This window comes from Arthrobacter sp. 10T419 (genome assembly GCF_056394105.1).
This window is the reverse complement of record NZ_JBFTHF010000005.1, coordinates 175532-190769: the sequence shown is the minus strand read 5'-3', so window position 1 is coordinate 190769 and position 15238 is coordinate 175532. Positions and strand designations below refer to the sequence as shown.

General features: G+C 68.6%; 16 protein-coding genes, 1 other RNA gene and 1 riboswitch. Of the genes, 11 read left to right on the top strand and 6 right to left on the bottom strand.

The window, feature by feature from the left end; translation table 11 throughout:
- Positions 1 to 7 precede the first annotated feature (7 nt).
- The 9 genes from aroA (at position 8) to AC1DBD_RS10905 (ending at position 8838) form a co-directional block, all read left to right on the top strand.
- Entirely contained in the window at positions 8 to 1396 is a 1389-nt protein-coding gene (gene aroA / locus AC1DBD_RS10945; protein WP_476982086.1) for a 3-phosphoshikimate 1-carboxyvinyltransferase, read from the top strand.
- The gene (rsgA, locus tag AC1DBD_RS10940; protein WP_441417309.1) at positions 1380 to 2495 is read left to right on the top strand and encodes a ribosome small subunit-dependent GTPase A; all 1116 of its coding nucleotides are present in this window, start codon (positions 1380 to 1382) and stop codon (positions 2493 to 2495) included. The genes aroA and rsgA overlap by 17 nt, the downstream gene beginning before the upstream one ends.
- Positions 2496 to 2563: 68 nt before the next feature.
- Complete coding sequence (hisN, locus tag AC1DBD_RS10935) at positions 2564 to 3376, top strand: histidinol-phosphatase (protein ID WP_175321887.1); 813 nt, start codon at positions 2564 to 2566, stop codon at positions 3374 to 3376.
- Positions 3377 to 3465: 89 nt separating this feature from the next.
- Positions 3466 to 3579, top strand: a riboswitch (SAM riboswitch).
- Between the two features lie 34 nt (positions 3580 to 3613).
- Entirely contained in the window at positions 3614 to 5041 is a 1428-nt protein-coding gene (locus AC1DBD_RS10930; RefSeq protein ID WP_441417308.1) for an aminotransferase class V-fold PLP-dependent enzyme, read from the top strand.
- A 72-nt stretch (positions 5042 to 5113) separates the two neighbouring features.
- Entirely contained in the window at positions 5114 to 5905 is a 792-nt protein-coding gene (locus tag AC1DBD_RS10925) for a class I SAM-dependent methyltransferase (protein ID WP_476925236.1), read from the top strand.
- 95 nt (positions 5906 to 6000) lie between these two features.
- On the top strand, positions 6001 to 7296 hold the full coding sequence (locus tag AC1DBD_RS10920; RefSeq protein ID WP_476982085.1) for an Nramp family divalent metal transporter: 1296 nt from the start codon (positions 6001 to 6003) through the stop codon (positions 7294 to 7296).
- 10 nt (positions 7297 to 7306) lie between these two features.
- Entirely contained in the window at positions 7307 to 8020 is a 714-nt protein-coding gene (locus AC1DBD_RS10915) for a metal-dependent transcriptional regulator (protein ID WP_175321885.1), read from the top strand.
- Positions 8021 to 8470, top strand: coding sequence for a fluoride efflux transporter FluC (locus AC1DBD_RS10910; protein ID WP_476925239.1), 450 nt, complete (start codon positions 8021 to 8023; stop codon positions 8468 to 8470).
- Positions 8467 to 8838: a fluoride efflux transporter FluC gene (locus AC1DBD_RS10905; RefSeq protein WP_476925240.1), complete on the top strand. Its 372-nt coding sequence runs from the start codon at positions 8467 to 8469 to the stop codon at positions 8836 to 8838. Before AC1DBD_RS10910 ends, AC1DBD_RS10905 begins: the two co-directional genes overlap by 4 nt.
- On the opposite strand, the gene AC1DBD_RS10900 is transcribed toward AC1DBD_RS10905, so the two are convergent.
- The gene (locus AC1DBD_RS10900) at positions 8835 to 10253 is read right to left on the bottom strand and encodes an MFS transporter (protein WP_476982084.1); all 1419 of its coding nucleotides are present in this window, start codon (positions 10251 to 10253) and stop codon (positions 8835 to 8837) included. The genes AC1DBD_RS10905 and AC1DBD_RS10900 overlap by 4 nt on opposite strands.
- Before the next feature lie 110 nt (positions 10254 to 10363).
- On the opposite strand from AC1DBD_RS10900, the gene AC1DBD_RS10895 reads away from it, so the two are divergent.
- Both AC1DBD_RS10895 and AC1DBD_RS10890 read left to right on the top strand, forming a co-directional pair.
- Positions 10364 to 10735 carry a hypothetical protein gene (locus tag AC1DBD_RS10895; RefSeq protein WP_476982083.1) on the top strand — a complete coding sequence of 124 codons (372 nt, stop codon included), beginning with the start codon at positions 10364 to 10366 and terminating at the stop codon, positions 10733 to 10735.
- A gap of 51 nt (positions 10736 to 10786) precedes the next feature.
- A complete protein-coding gene (locus AC1DBD_RS10890) occupies positions 10787 to 10921 on the top strand; it encodes a hypothetical protein (RefSeq protein ID WP_261375082.1) in 135 nt (44 codons plus the stop codon).
- Positions 10922 to 11021: 100 nt separating this feature from the next.
- Here AC1DBD_RS10890 and ssrA read toward each other — a convergent pair.
- The 5 genes from ssrA to ftsE form a co-directional block, all read right to left on the bottom strand.
- Positions 11022 to 11390, bottom strand: a transfer-messenger RNA (tmRNA) gene (gene ssrA / locus AC1DBD_RS10885).
- A 128-nt stretch (positions 11391 to 11518) separates the two neighbouring features.
- A complete protein-coding gene (smpB, locus tag AC1DBD_RS10880) occupies positions 11519 to 11989 on the bottom strand; it encodes an SsrA-binding protein SmpB (protein ID WP_441417300.1) in 471 nt (156 codons plus the stop codon).
- A 39-nt stretch (positions 11990 to 12028) separates the two neighbouring features.
- Positions 12029 to 13435: a peptidoglycan DD-metalloendopeptidase family protein gene (locus AC1DBD_RS10875; protein WP_476908569.1), complete on the bottom strand. Its 1407-nt coding sequence runs from the start codon at positions 13433 to 13435 to the stop codon at positions 12029 to 12031.
- Positions 13436 to 13460: 25 nt separating this feature from the next.
- Positions 13461 to 14375: a permease-like cell division protein FtsX gene (ftsX, locus tag AC1DBD_RS10870; RefSeq protein WP_441417298.1), complete on the bottom strand. Its 915-nt coding sequence runs from the start codon at positions 14373 to 14375 to the stop codon at positions 13461 to 13463.
- Positions 14372 to 15166, bottom strand: coding sequence for a cell division ATP-binding protein FtsE (ftsE, locus tag AC1DBD_RS10865; RefSeq protein WP_441417297.1), 795 nt, complete (start codon positions 15164 to 15166; stop codon positions 14372 to 14374). The genes ftsX and ftsE overlap by 4 nt, the downstream gene beginning before the upstream one ends.
- Between the last annotated feature and the right edge of the window lie 72 nt (positions 15167 to 15238).

The following is a 15238-nucleotide window of genomic DNA, read 5'->3' as shown; positions in this document are numbered from 1 at the left end:
GACGGCAATGACTGGCACCACCCCCACCGCTGCAGCCCCTTCCCTTCCGGCCGGCGGCGGTCCGCATTGGCGTGCGCCCTTCGCCGAGCGTCCCGTCGACGCCACCGTCACCGTTCCCGGCTCCAAGTCCCTGACTAACCGGTACCTGATCCTGGCCGCCCTCGCGGACGGTCCGTCCAGGCTCCGTGCTCCGCTGCACTCCCGGGACTCGGCCCTGATGATCGAGGCCCTCCGGCAGCTGGGGGCCACCATCACCGAAGTGCCCGGCGACGGCGCCTACGGCCCGGACCTGGACATCACCCCCATCGCCCCGGATGCCGCTGCCGCTGACACCTCAATCGACTGCGGCCTGGCCGGCACGGTGATGCGCTTCGTGCCTCCGGTCGCCGCGCTGCACCGCGGCCGCTCAGCATTCGACGGCGATCCCCACGCCCGCAACCGGCCGATGGGCACCATCATCGAGGCACTGACCGGTCTCGGCGTCGCCGTCAGCGCCCCCGACGGCGGACCGGCGTCGTCGTTGCCGTTTTCCGTCCAGGGCACGGGAGAAGTCCGCGGCGGCCACCTCGTCATCGACGCCAGCGCCTCGTCGCAGTTCGTTTCCGCCCTGCTGCTCGCGGGAGCCCGCTTTACCGAGGGACTCCACCTCGAACACGTGGGAAAGCCCGTACCGAGCCTGGACCACATCAACATGACGGTCGCCGTGCTGCGCGGCGTGGGCGTGGCGGTCGATGACTCGGTGCCGAACCACTGGGTTATTTCCCCCGGCCCGATCCGCGCCTTCGACCAGCGGATCGAACAGGACCTCTCCAATGCCGGGCCGTTTCTCGCCGCGGCCCTCGCCACCCGCGGAACCGTGCGGATCCCCAACTGGCCGGCCGGGACCACCCAGGTCGGCGATCTCTGGCGCGGCATCTTGGCCACCATGGGCGCCACCGTGACGCTGGAGCACGGCACCCTGACCGTGAGCGGCGGCCCGGAGATCAAGGGCGGCGACTTTGACGAAACCAGCGAACTCGCCCCGACCGTGGCGGCCCTCTGTGCCCTGGCCACCGGCCCCTCCCGGCTGAGCGGCATCGCCCACCTCCGGGGCCACGAAACCGACCGGCTTGCCGCCCTCGTCGCGGAAATCAACCGCCTTGGCGGGGACGCCGAAGAGACCGCCGACGGACTCATCATTAGGCCGGCGAAGCTGCACGGCGGCGTCGTGCACAGCTACGCGGACCACCGCATGGCCACCGCGGGCGCAATCCTCGGTCTCGCCGTCCCGGACGTGGAGGTCGAGGACATCGCCACCACGGCCAAGACCATGCCCGGCTTCCCGCAGTTGTGGGGGGCCATGCTCAGCCAGGCAAGCACCGCAGACAAGGACGCCGCCGGTGGCACGCAGCACTGACTCCTGGGACGAATCCGACGTCCGGATCCGCCCCAACAAAAAGGGCTCCCGCCCCCGCACCAAGGACCGGCCCAGCTACGACGACGCCGTCACCGGCCGGATCGTCACCGTGGACCGCGGACGCTACACCGCCGTCGTCGGCGAGGGCACCGCCGACGAACGCAAGATCATCGCGGCGCGGGCCAGGGAGCTGCGCCGCAACCCGGTAGTTGCCGGGGACTTCGTCTCGCTCGTCGGGGACGTCAGCGGCGAACCCGACACCCTGGCCCGGCTGGTCAAGATCCAGGACCGCAGGACGCTGTTGCGCCGCAGCGCGGACGACACGGACCCGATCGAACGCGCCGTCGTCGCCAACGCCGACCAGCTCGTCGTTGTCGTGGCCGCAGCCAACCCGGAACCCCGCACCGGCTTCATCGACCGCGCGCTGGTGGCCGCCTACGACGCCGGCATCGAACCGCTGCTGCTCGTCACCAAGGCCGACGTCAAGGACCCCGCCGAGCTGCTGGCCAACTACCAGCACCTGGATTTCCCGGTGATCATCTCCAAGACCGCGGATTCGGCCGCCTCCGGCATCGACGCCCGCTCCGATGACGGCCTGTCCGCCCGGCTGGATAAGGCCGCCGTGTCGCAGCTGCGGGACTACCTCGACGGGAAGGTCACCGTCATGCTGGGCCACTCCGGCGTCGGCAAATCCACCATGGTGAACGCACTCACCGGCGCCGAACGGGCCACCGGCGGCGTCAACGCGGTCACCGGCCGCGGCCGCCACACCTCCTCCTCCGCGCTGGCGCTGAAGGTTAGTGATGCGCCTGCGGGCAGCTGGATCATCGACACCCCGGGCATCCGCTCCTTCGGCCTGGCCCATGTGGACCCGGACCGGATCCTGCGTTCCTTCCCGGACCTGGCTCCTGGCACCGATGACTGCGAGCGGGGCTGCAAGCACGACGCCACCGCCGTCAATTGCGGCGTGGACGCCTGGGTGCAGGGCGGCCACGCGGGCCCGTCCGGCCCTGCCCGGCTCGCCTCGCTGCGCCGGCTGCTGGGCACCGATCCGCGGCTGGAAGCGCAGGACACCAAGGAACTCGGCAGCGTCTCATAGCCGAGTCTACTTGGCGGCAGCGACGTGGCCTCCCTGCCCGCGGCGCGTTTTGACGGTAGTTTGGAAGCATGAGCCAACCAGCTTCGAGCTACAACGATGACCTGCGCCTTGCCCATGTACTGGCAGATTCCGTAGATTCCCAGACCATGAGCCGCTTCAAGGCGCTCGACCTTCGGATCGAGACGAAGCCGGACCTGACCCCCGTCACCGACGCGGACAAGTCCGCCGAGGAAGCCATCCGCGGGCAGCTGTCCCGCTCCCGCCCGCGCGACGCCGTCCTGGGCGAGGAGTTCGGCAGCTCCGGCCACGGTTCGCGCCGCTGGATCATCGACCCGATCGACGGCACCAAGAATTTCGTCCGCGGCGTCCCGGTCTGGGCCACCCTGATCGCCCTCGTCGACGAAGGCGAACCCGTGGTGGGCGTCGTCAGCGCCCCCGCACTGGGCAAGCGCTGGTGGGCCGCCAAGGGCGCCGGCGCCTACATGGGCCGCTCACTGGCCGCCGCGACCCGGCTGCGGGTCTCCAACGTCTCCCGGCTCGCCGATGCGTCACTGTCCTATTCGAGCCTCGGCGGCTGGAAGCAGCGCGGCAACCTCGACGAGTTCCTCGGACTCACCGAGGAGGTCTGGCGTACCCGCGCCTACGGCGATTTCTGGTCCTACTGCCTCGTGGCCGAAGGCGCCGTCGACATCGCCTGCGAGCCCGAACTCAACCTCTACGACATGGCGGCGCTGGTCCCGATCGTGACGGAGGCCGGCGGCCGCTTCACCTCGCTCGAGGGAGAGGACGGCCCCTTCGGCGGCAACGCGCTGGCGACCAACTCGATCCTGCACTCCGAAGTCCTCAAGCGCCTCAACCCGGGCCTCGACGACCTGCTCTAGCCGGCCACGCCCGAGGCAGCCCGTAACACTACGCTTCATATTCCGCCCTCCCTTTTCCGTGCGACCGGCCATGTCCTAGGCTCGAAGCAGGTCACGAGTGCCAGCGCAAAACCCCGGTTTGCTGGCCGGCAACCCTCCATTCGCGGCGGGGTGCCCCGGGTGACGACCTGGCCGGTCCGGAGCGGACCCGGCAAGCGCGGATCCCCTGTGTGCGGGGTCCTTTTCGAGCGAGGTCCCATGACGACTGCCACCATCCCCACCCACACCACCAGCGCCGGCGGCCCGGAGTTCACCGACGCACGCTTCGACGCCGCCCGCCGGCCACTGTCCGCGGTTTCCGGCGCCGAAATCCTGGCCCCCCTGATCCAGGGCGGCCAGGTCCGGTACGCCAACCTGGACTACGGAGCCTCCGCCCCGGCGCTGTCCGTGGTGTCCGCCTACCTGAACGAGATCCTGCCGTACTACGCCAGCGTGCACCGCGGCGCCGGCTACGCCTCCCAACTGAGTACCTCGGTGTACGAAAACGCCCGGAACATCGTCCGCGGGTTCGTCGGCGGCCGTCCGGATGACTCCGTGATCTTCACCCGGAACACCACCGACGCACTGAACCTGCTGGCCGGCTGCCTGCCCGTCGACGACGGCCGACACACCGGCGAGGTGCTTTACCTCGACATCGAGCACCACGCCAACCTGCTGCCCTGGCAAAACGTCCCGCACCGCAGCGTCGTCGCGGCGCCCACCCTCGCCGGCACCGTGGAGCGGCTCCGGGCGGAACTCGCCCTCGGCGGAGTAAGCCTGCTCGCCGTGACCGGCGCGTCCAACGTCACCGGCGAAATCCTGCCGATCCGTGAGCTGGCCGCGCTGGCGCACGAATTCGGCGCCCGGATCGCCGTCGATGCGGCCCAGTTGGCCCCGCACCGCCGCATCAACATCGCCGCGGACGACGTCGACTACCTCGCCTTCTCCGGCCACAAGCTCTACGCCCCGTTCGGCGCCGGCGTGCTGGTGGGCCGGCCGGACTGGCTGGACGCCGGCACCCCGCACCTGGCCGGCGGCGGCGCAGTACGGGACGCACGGCTCGACGCCGTCAGCTGGACCACCGGGCCGGCCCGCCACGAGGGCGGCTCCCCCAATGTCCTGGGCGCGGCCGCGCTGGCCCGCGCCAGCCAGGTCATCGAGGCGCTGGACGAGCAGCAGTGGCACGCCCACGAGGACGCCATCCGTTCCTTCCTGGTCGAGGGGCTGGAGCGGATCGACGGCGTAACGGTCCACCACATCTTCGAGGACACCGGCCGGGAAGGCGGCCCCGGGACGATCGGCGTGGTCAACTTCTCGGTCGCCGGTTACGACGCAGGCCTGGTCGCCGCATACCTGTCCGCGGAGCACGGCATAGGCCTGCGCGACGGCCGGTTCTGCGCCCACCCGCTGCTAAAACGGCTCGGCCTGCCCGCCGGTTCGCTCCGGGCCAGCTTCGGCCTCGGCTCACGGCTCAACGACGCGCAGCGGCTGCTCGCCGGGCTCCAGGAGCTGCGGCGGAACGGCCTGGGCTGGGACTACGTCGTGGACGCCGGACGCTGGGTGCCGGCCAACGACACGCGCAGCTATCCGCACTGGGCGCCGAACACGCCTGGCACCGCTGGCGCAGCCCCCTGCTCCGTCGACTGACCGGCAGCGCAGCCCGGGCCGCGTGCGGTAAATTCGACAGGTACGCACCAGAGCTGCCGAAGGAGATCGCACGTGGCACGCGGCGGCCCCAAACTGCACCACCCCGGACTGCAGGGTGGCCCAAAACTGCAGCACCAGCGGCGGCGGGAGCTCGGGCAGAGCTTCCAGGACGGCGGCGAGCACTACGACCGCGTCCGGCCCGGCTATCCGGCGGATTCTGCCGATTGGCTGATCCCGGCCGGGGCCCACGACGCCGCCGACCTGGGCGCCGGGACCGGTAAGTTCACGGCGCTCCTGGTCCAACGGGGGCTCAGGACCGTGGCCGTCGATCCGTCCCCGGACATGCTCGACCAGCTGCGCCGCGCCCTCCCGGGAGTCGCCGCCGTCGAGGGTACCGCCGAACACACCGGGCTGGCTTCGGGGGCCTTCGACCTGGTCACGGTGGCCCAGGCCTGGCACTGGTGCGATCCCCTGCTGGCCAGTACCGAGGCGGCCCGGATCCTGCGGCCGCACGGCGTTCTCGGCCTGATCTGGAACCAGCTCGACACCTCGGTCCCCTGGGTGCACAGGCTGTCCCGGATCATGCATGCGGGGGACGTCCACAAGCCCCACTTCACGCCGCCGCTGGGACCGGAATTCATCGGGCTGGAGAGTCATCTCACCCGCTGGGAGGATCCAGTAACCACGCAGGACGTCATGGAACTGACCAAATCCCGCAGCTACTACCTGCGGGCAGGCGAGAGCACCCGGGCCAAGGTGCTCGCTAACCTCGACTGGTACCTGCACGAGCACCTCGGACACACTGCCGGGCAGCTCCTGCCGCTTCCCTACCTGACGCAAAGCTGGCGGGCCGTCAAAGCCTGAGGTTCCCGCATTGCACTGACCACGTCGCGCCGCCTATTATTTCGGTGTGCCTAACTTATATTTGTAGGCACTCAGGAACTTCTTGGGAGCCCCCAGTGCTGGACGTAGCCGGACACGAACCCCTGCCCGCGGGGAAACCGCCTGCCCGCAGGATCAGGGGTAGCCGCCGGGCCTTGCTAGGCCTGCTCGGCCCGGCGTTCGTGGCTGCCATCGCCTATGTGGACCCCGGCAACGTCGCCGCCAACCTGACGGCCGGGGCACAGTACGGTTATCTGCTCGTCTGGGTCCTCGTCGCCGCCAACGTCATGGCGGTGCTGGTCCAGTACCAGTCCGCCAAGCTCGGCATCGTCACCGGCAAGAGCCTCCCGGAGATCCTCGGCGAGCGGCTCCGGCCGGCCTGGCGCCGCGCCTTCTGGGTCCAGGCCGAGATTGTGGCCGCAGCCACCGACCTCGCCGAGGTGGTGGGCGGCGCGGTCGCCTTGTACCTGCTCTTCGGCCTTCCGCTCCCCCTCGGCGCCGTCATTGTGGGCGGCATTTCGATGGCCCTGCTCGCCGTGCAGAGCCGCAACCAGCAGCGCCCCTTCGAGTTCGTCATCATGTTCCTGCTGGGCATCATCACCGTCGGGTTCCTGGCCGGACTGTTCATCAGCCCGCCGGATCCGGGCGGGGTCGTGGCCGGGCTTGTGCCTGGCTTCCAGGGCCCGGACACGGTGCTGCTGGCCGCGAGCATGCTCGGTGCCACGGTGATGCCGCACGCCATCTACGTCCACTCGGCGCTCTCCCGGGACCGGCACCGCCCGGATCCGCATCTGCATGTCCCGCCGCACGCCATTGCCCGGCTGATCAAAGCCACGCGCTGGGACGTCGTCGCAGCGCTGGCCGTCGCCGGGATCGTCAACATCGGAATGCTGCTGCTGGCCGCGTCCACGCTGGGCGGTGAAGACGGCACCGACACGATCGAGGGTGCCCACGCCGCCATCACCGCCAACCTCGGCCCGGTGGTCGGCGTGGTCTTCGCCGTCGGCCTGCTTGCTTCCGGCCTGGCCTCCACCTCGGTGGGCTGCTACGCCGGCGGAACCATCATGCAGGGCCTGCTCAAGATCCGCATTCCGCTGATGACGCGACGGGTGCTGACCCTGGTCCCCGCCGTCGTCCTGCTGGCCGTCGGCTTCGACCCCACCTGGGGGCTGGTGCTCAGCCAGGTTGTGCTCAGCTTCGGGATTCCGTTCGTGCTGGTCCCGCTCGTGGTGCTGACCAGCAGCAAGCCCCTGATGGGCCGGTTCGCGGACGGCATGACCCTGCGGGTGGCCGCCGTCGTCAGCGTGATCCTGGTGGTGGCGCTGAACCTGGTCCTGCTGTGGCTCACCTTCACCGGCGCCGCCGGACGGTAGGCTTGGGGCTGTGAAGACCAGTCCGCCCTCCTCCTCCATTGAGGACTACGTCAAGGTCATCTACTCCTTCACGGAGTGGCAGGACAAGCCCATCACCTCCACCCAGCTGGCCCAGCGGCTGGGCGTCGCGAATTCCTCGGTCTCCGAGATGGTCCGCAAGCTCAAGGACCAGGGCCTGGTGGACCACAAGCCGTACAGTGCCGTCACCCTGACCGAGGACGGCGTGCGTCTGGCCCTCTCCATGGTCCGGCGGCACCGGCTGATCGAGACATTCCTGGTCCAGGAGCTCGGCTACCGCTGGGACGAGGTCCACGACGAGGCCGAGCTGCTTGAACACGCCGTCTCGGACACCTTCATCGAGCGGATGTCCGCCAAGCTGGGCAATCCGGTCCGCGACCCGCACGGCGACCCCATTCCGGCCGCGGACGGCTCGGTCCTGATGCCGCCGGCCTACCGGATGAGCGAGCTCGACGACGGCCACACCGGCCGGATCACCCGGATCAGCGACGAAAACCCCGAGCTGCTGCGCTACCTCGCCGCCGAACAGATCGACCTGGACTCCGACGTCGAGGTCCTGGGCCGGAAGCCCTTCGGCGGCCCGCTCGTGGTCCGCATCGGCGCCCGCGGCGAGCTGCGCGAAATCGACCTCGCCGACGAGGTGGCCTCCGCACTCTGGGTGCACAGCGACGCGGCCCATTCCGGCTGCAGCGTCGAGGGGCGCTGAATGGAAGCGTTGGATGCGGAGCGCCGCCCGGCGACGGTCGCGGCGGTTCCCGGCTGGCGGGCATGGGCGGCAGTCGCCGTCGGCGGCCTGATCGGAACCGAGCTGCGCTACGGCGCGGGGCTGGTCTTCCCCGAGGCGGCAGGCGCCGTGCCGTGGACCACGCTTGCGATCAACGTCCTGGGGAGCTTTGTCCTGGCCGCCCTGACCACCATCTGGATTGCCCGGCCGCGGACAGCTTTCTGGCTCCGGGCGGGCCTCGGCCCGGGGCTCCTTGGCTCCTTCACCACCTTTTCCGCGCTGGCCCTCGCCGTCGACCAGCAGATTCGCGGCGGCTTCCACGCCGTGTGGCTCGCCTACCTCGGCTTGTCGCTGGTCCTGGGGCTCGGCGCGGCGGCGGCCGGCTGGAAATCGGGCAAAGCGCTGGCCGACCTGAGCGGCAGGGCACAGTGACCGCCGCCCTGCTGGTGGGTGTCTTCGGAGTGGCCGGCGCCCTGGCCAGGTTCGCCGTCGACTCCTGGTTCGCCCACCGGCCTGGACCCCACCCGCACTGGCCCTGGGCCACCCTGGCCGTCAACGTGGCCGGATCCTTCATCATCGGGCTGTCCCTCGGGGTGACGCCGCGCCTTGGGCTCGGCCCCGAGTGGCAGACGGCGGTCGCCAGCGGTCTGGCCGGAGGCCTGACCACGTTCAGTTCCTGGACCACGGCCACCATCCGGCTGGTCAGCGAAGCGCGCTACCGGGCCGCCGCCCTGAACGTGGCCGCGAACCTGGCGGCGGGGCTGGCGGCGGCCGCCGTCGGCGTCGCGCTGGCCGGCTAAGCCGGCTGGGTAGGGGCGTCCCCTCCCTCACTGTCCGCGGGTTCCCTCGGCGGGTTCCTGATCCCGACGGCGGACGCCGCAGCGCCCGCGACGAATAGCGCGGCGGTGACCGCCGCCGTGCCGTGCAGGCCCGACGTCGTGATCACCGGTCCGGTGATGAGCCCGGCAAAGGCGATGGTCACCAGGCCCGCGATGCGGGCGACGGCGTTGTTGACGGCCGAGCCGATCCCTGCTTCTTCAGGATCCACGGCACCCAGGATCGCGGAGGTCAGCGGCGCCACTGTCACGGCCAAACCGAGTCCGAAGACCACCAGCCCGGGAAAGACCTCTCCGAAGTAATCCAGCGGCAGGCCGATCCCCAGCATCATCAAAAAGCCCGCCGCGCACAGCAGCGGCCCGGCCGTCATGAACCAGCGCGGACCGAAGCGGCCGGAGAGAGCCCCGATCTTTGCGGAGAGCAGGAGCAGGATCAAGGTGGAGGGCAGCAGGGCGATGCCGGCTGCGGTGGCCCCCAGAGCGGCGACCTGCTGCAGGAAAAGCCCCAGGACGAAGAACCCAAGGTTCAACGCCCCGTAGATCACCGTGGTGGCGACGTTGCCCCAGCCGAAGTTGCGGATGGCGAAAAGCCGCAGCGGCATCATCGGCGCCGGGGTCCGCCGCTCGTGGAGCAGGAACCCGGCCAGGCCGGCAATCCCAAGGACCAGCGGCAGCCAGACCTGCGGGGCGCCCCAGCCGAGGCTCCCGCGTTCGATAAAGGCGTACACGACGCCGCTCAGGCCGATGATCGCCAGGACGGTACCCGTGACGTCGATCGTGCTGCCGGGCGCGCGTCCCAGATCCAGTTCGCGCAGCTTGCGCAGGGCCGGCCACACGGCAACCGCCGGGACGATGTTGAGGAAGAAAATGACCCGCCAGGTGAACACATCCACGGAGATGCCGCCAAGCACCGGGGCCGCCACGATGGCCCCGGAGGTCCACGCGGACCACTTGCCGATCGCGGCGGACTGGGCCGGGCCACTGAACACCGTCACGATCAGGGCCAGCGAGCTGGGCACCAGCAGTGCTCCGGCGACGCCCTGCAGGCCGCGCGCCACAATCAGCGACTCCCCGCTCCAGGCGAGGCCGCAAAGCACGGAGGTGGCGGTGAAGCCGGCGAGGCCCCATTGCAGCACCCGGACCCGGCCGAACTGGTCCGAGAGGGAGCCGGCGACCAGGATCAGCGCCCCCAGCGTTAGCAGGTAGGCGTCCACCACCCATTGCTGGACCACCAGGCCGCCGCCGAGTTCACGGCTGATCGCCGGGAGTGCAAGGTTGACCACCGAACCGTCGAGGAAGGCGATGAAGGACGCGACGATCGCCACGTACAGCACGCGCCTCTCAAGGCTGGACAGGGCTGTGGCGGGGGTGCCGGACATGGCTGCTGCCTTCCTCACTGCCTGCCGGACGGCGGGCACCGGGTTTGGGATGAGCCTAGCACCGGCGGCCGGCTGACTGCCGGTGTGCCCGGATCCCGTAAAGTTAAAGGATGGTTACGAGACGTGAAGCTGCCCAGGCCCTTGATATTCCGCCGGAAATGGCACACCGTCACGGCATTCCGTCCCGCCTGTCCGAGGCCGAACTCGGCGCCCTGCTGGACAGCCCGCCGGCCTGGCTCCTCCAGTCGAGGGCCAACCGGACGGGCAAACGCCCGGTCTGGGTCCAGCTGACCTGTGCCGTGTGCGGCTTCTCCGAAACGGCGCGGCCCAAAAAGTGGTGGCCGGAGTTCAGCTTCGTCTGCTGCGCCCACCATGCCCCGCGCGAGCTGCCCGCCCTGGAGGCCGGGCTGGTCCGCAGCGAATATGAGGGCGTCGGCAGCCGCTTCATCGGCATCGTGGACGTCGCGGTGCCCGAGGCGTAGCCTTAAAAGCACGGGCTCATCCCGGGCCCCCCGCCTTTAGGGAGCGCGCAAATGCCTGACAAGTCGCCGCACCGGCACCTTACGAAGAAGCCGGTCAAAACCATCAAGGAAAAACGGGCCGAGAAGAAGGCCAAGCACATCGTGGACGAGCACACCGATCCGGTGGCGCACATCAAGAAGCGCTAACCCGCCGTCCAGCACAACAAAGTCGAGCACAACAAAAAGGCCGGAAGCTGATGCTTCCGGCCTTTTGCTACGGGGTGGAGCTCCGTTGCCGGCGCTCCCTATGTGGAGATGGGGGGAATTGAACCCCCGTCCGATGTCGTGTTGTCAGGGCTTCTCCGGGCGCAGTTTGCGTCGGATTTTCTCGGCCCCAGCCATGCTGCAAACAGCTGGCTGATCCGGGCCCAGTCATCAAAGAGTCCCGTTCACCCCGATGACGGAGGTAAACAGCAGTGGCTATCTAAATGACGCCAGGATCCGGGGCAATAGCAACCTCGGGCTGACGGACTGTCTTACTGCTTAGGCAGCGAGAGCGAAGTCAGTGCGTTTTGATTCGGCACTTATTGGTTTGCAGACAGCGTTTACGAGATAATTCTGCATCCTCGGCCCGCTTCACCTGTCGCGACTAACATCGTCGAAACCGATCATCCCCGTATTTTTTTATCAAACCGGTCAGGTTCCCGCCGATCCGCCTTCGCGGGTTCAGCCGGTTCCTTCCCGGACTACCAATCATAACGCAAGGCCCGCCGGATTCATTCCCGCGGGTTTGGTGCACCTTGCCTAGCGCCTGTTCCGCTCGCGCATCACGCGCAGGGCCTCACGCTTGTCCTGCTGCTCGCGCAGCGTCTGGCGCTTGTCGTATTCCTTCTTGCCCCGGGCGACGCCGATCTCCACCTTCGCGCGGCCGTCCACGAAGTACAGCTGCAGCGGCACGATTGTGAAGCCGGATTCGCGGATCTTGTGCGAGATTTTGGTCAGCTCGTCGCGGTGCAGCAGCAGCTTGCGACGCCGGCGCGCGGCATGATTGGTCCAGCTCCCCTGGTGGTACTCGGGGATGTGGATGCCCTCCATCCACAGCTCGTCGTTGTAGAAGGTGCAGAAGCCGTCAACCATGGAGGCATGGCCCTCGCGGAGGGACTTCACTTCGGTGCCCATGAGCGCGATACCGGCCTCATAGGTATCCATGATGTGGTAGTCGTGCCGGGCCTTGCGGTTGGTGGCCACTACCTTCCGGCCACTTTCTTTAGGCACGGTAAAACTCCTTAGTCGATGGATCGGGTCAGTTCCAGTTTAGAGCAGGCCCATCGGGTCGACTGCCTGGCCGTTGACCCAGGTCTCGAAGTGCGAGTGGCAGCCGGTGGAGTTGCCGGTGGTCCCGGAGTATGCGATCAGCTGACCCTGGCTGACCTGCTGGCCGTCAGAGACCACCACAGAGGTGTTGTGGTAGAAGATCGTGGTCAGCGAGTTGCCCTGCACAACGCCGTGCGAGATTTTCACGTGGTTGCCGCCGCCGTCGTTCCCCCACCCCGCCGAGAAGACCGTGCCGGCCGCCGGGGCGTAGACCGGGGTGCCGCAAGCGGCGCCGAAGTCGATGCCGGTGTGCATGTAGCCGCCCTGGCCGTAGAAGTCGATGGTGCCCGGCGGCGTCGCGCGCCAGCCGAAACCCGAGGTGATCGGGACGCCGTTGAACGGGCTGCGCAGGCCGAAGGCCGACACCGGTCCCGGCGGGGCCGGGACGTAAGGCGCCGGCCGGGGCGCGACCTGGCCCTGGGCCCGGGCCGCCGCGGCGGCCGCAGCGGCGCGGGCCGCCGCGATCCGGCGCTGTTCAGCTTCCCAGGCCTCGCGCAGCTTCCGGTCGCGTTCGACGATTTCGGCCGCCACGGCGTCCTGCCGGGCTTTGACCTGCGCGAGCTGGCCTTGGATGGCGGGCTTGGCTGCCTGCAGCTGTTTGTTCAGCCGGGTGGTGTCGGAGATCAGCTTGTCCACCGTGGCCTTTTTGGCCGCCGCCTCGTCGCGTGCCGCCTGCTCCCGGACCAGCGCCGCGTCAGCCTTGGCCTTGAGGTCCGCGATTTCGGCTTCCACCGCCTGCAGTCGCGCCTGGGAGTTGACGTTCGTGGCGTTCTGCTGGGTCAACTTGTCCATCGCGGTGTTCTGGCTGCGCAGCGCCTGGTCCGCCAGGTCGATGGTGTCGGTCAGGCTGCCGTTGTTCGAGCCAAAGAAGAGCGAGAGGTTGGACGGCACGCCGCCGGACTTGTAAGCCTGGGTGGCAATCTGCCCGATCAGCTTGCGGGTGTCGGTGATCTTCTTCTGGTCATTCGCCAGCTGCTGGGTGATTTTGGCTTTGTTCTGCTGGGCCAGGTCCACGCGGGCAGCGAGGGCTTCAACCTCCTTGACCGCACCGGCCACACGGCCCTGGGCGTCAAGCAACGCCTGCTGGGCACCGGGAAGCTGGCCCTGGTAGAGCACCAGGTCGCCTGCCGCTTTGGCGATGCGTGCGTCCACGAACTCCAACGAATGCTGGACCCGCTCGGCCTCAGCCCTGAGCGCAGCCTGCTGGTCTTCGAGGGTGTCGGCGAACGCCACCGGGGTCGAAGCGCCCAGGTTGGCCGCGAGGACGAGCACCACGGCGGCGCTGATCAGGCGGCCGCGGCGGAGGGTACGGCGGGCCGGATCGGTGCGTCGGACCATCGGTTTCATGAGCATTCCTCTTCGTTGCGCAAAGCTAGACCCTCAGGTAGCGGCGGAGGGTCAGGAGAGATGAGGTGCCGGCCAGCAGCACACCAAGGCCGATCAGGGCCGGCGCCAGGAGCAGCGTCTGGGCCGGGGAAATGAAGGCAGTGTCCGGATACTGTTTGGACAGGACCCCGCCGAGGAAGAAGTGGGCGACGGCCCACAGCGTGCCGGAGGCGAGGGCCGCGCCAATCACGGCCGCGATCACGCCCTCCAGGATGAAGGGCAGCTGGATCACCATCTTCGACGCGCCCACGAGGCGCATGATCCCGGTTTCCCGGCGGCGGCTGAAGGCGGAGAGCCGGATGGTGGTGGCTATCAGCAGGATGGCGCAGACAATCATCACACCGGCAACGCTGACCGCCACCAGGGAGGCGGCGTTCATCGCGGAGAAGAGCCGTTCCAGCAGCTGCCGCTGGTCGATGACGGACTCCACACCGGCCTGCGAGGAGAAGTTCTCGCTGATGACCTCATACTTTTCCGGATCCTTCAGGTTGATCCGGAAGGAGGCCGGGAGCTGGTCCGGGGTGACCGAGTCAACGATCGGCGAGTTGGAGAACTGCTCCTTGAAGTGCTTGTAGGCCTCGTCCTTCGATTCAAACTGGAAATCGTTGACGTACTGGGCCACGGACGGGGACTGCAGCAGCTTGCGCAGGTTGGCCTGCTGCTCCGGCGTCGCCGGGCCGGAGGCGCAGCCTGGCGCCGTCGAACCGTCGCTGCAGAGGAAGACGGCGACCTGGACCTTGTCGTACCAGTACCCCTTCATCTGGTTGATCTGAAGCTGCAGCATGCCGGCGGCACCCACGAAAGTCAGGGATACGAAGGTCACCAGGATGACGGAGACCACCATGGACAGGTTCCGGCGCAGGCCGCTGCCGATCTCGGCCAGGATAAAAGCGAGTCTCACAGCTTGCCCTCCCCTGCGTGCTGGGCCTCGCCGTTGGCGGCGCCGACGTCGGACGGCTCGCGGCCGCTCGCGTCCCGCAGCCGGCGGGATTGTCCCACTACCGGGATCATCGAGGTGTACAGGGCCCGGGCCTCGTCACGGATCACGACCCCGTTGCGCAGTTCCACTACGCGTTTGCGCATCTCGTTGACGATGTCGTCGTCGTGGGTGGCCATCACCACGGTGGTGCCGTTCTGGTTGATCTTGTCGAGGACGCCCATGATGCCCATGGAGGTCGTCGGGTCGAGGTTGCCGGTGGGCTCGTCCGCCAGCAGGATGCCGGGACGGTTGACGACGGCGCGGGCGATCGCCACGCGCTGCTGCTCACCGCCGGACAGTTCGTGGGGCAGCCGGTTTTCCTTGCCTTCGAGGCCGACGGTCTTGAGGACTTCGGGGACGGTTTCGCGGATGACGCTGCGGCTCCGGCCGATGACCTGCATGGCGAAGGCAACGTTGGCGAACACGGTTTTTTGGGGCAGCAGGCGGAAGTCCTGGAAGACGACGCCGATCCCCCGGCGCAGCCGCGGCACCCGCCAGCTGGAAATCTTCGCCACGTTCTGGCCTGCGACGTAGACGGCCCCTGAGGAGGCGCGGTCCTCTTTCAGCACCAGGCGCAGGAAGGTCGATTTGCCGGAGCCGGAGGCACCCACGAGGAAGGCGAACTCGCCGCGGTCGATCTCAAGGTTGATCGAATCCAGCGCCGGTCGCGCGTTCTGGTCGTAGACCTTGGTGACATTTTCGAAACGGATCATGGCCCTAATACCCTGCAGGAGCCGGGCATCTTTCAGACCAGTTCTGCTGCCGGGGCGCGGGCTTTCTTTTGG

Bases quoted from the DNA above. Each gene is read 5' to 3' on its own strand.
- ftsE (WP_441417297.1), bottom strand. From the start codon at position 15,166: ATGATCCGTTTCGAAAATGTCACCAAGGTCTACGACCAGAACGCGCGA.
- AC1DBD_RS10930 (WP_441417308.1), top strand. From the start codon at position 3,614: ATGACGACTGCCACCATCCCCACCCACACCACCAGCGCCGGCGGCCCG.
- hisN (WP_175321887.1), top strand. From the start codon at position 2,564: ATGAGCCAACCAGCTTCGAGCTACAACGATGACCTGCGCCTTGCCCAT.
- AC1DBD_RS10900 (WP_476982084.1), bottom strand. From the start codon at position 10,253: ATGTCCGGCACCCCCGCCACAGCCCTGTCCAGCCTTGAGAGGCGCGTG.
- AC1DBD_RS10895 (WP_476982083.1), top strand. From the start codon at position 10,364: ATGGTTACGAGACGTGAAGCTGCCCAGGCCCTTGATATTCCGCCGGAA.
- AC1DBD_RS10875 (WP_476908569.1), bottom strand. From the start codon at position 13,435: ATGAAACCGATGGTCCGACGCACCGATCCGGCCCGCCGTACCCTCCGC.
- aroA (WP_476982086.1), top strand. From the start codon at position 8: ATGACTGGCACCACCCCCACCGCTGCAGCCCCTTCCCTTCCGGCCGGC.
- AC1DBD_RS10890 (WP_261375082.1), top strand. From the start codon at position 10,787: ATGCCTGACAAGTCGCCGCACCGGCACCTTACGAAGAAGCCGGTCAAA.
- AC1DBD_RS10910 (WP_476925239.1), top strand. From the start codon at position 8,021: ATGGAAGCGTTGGATGCGGAGCGCCGCCCGGCGACGGTCGCGGCGGTT.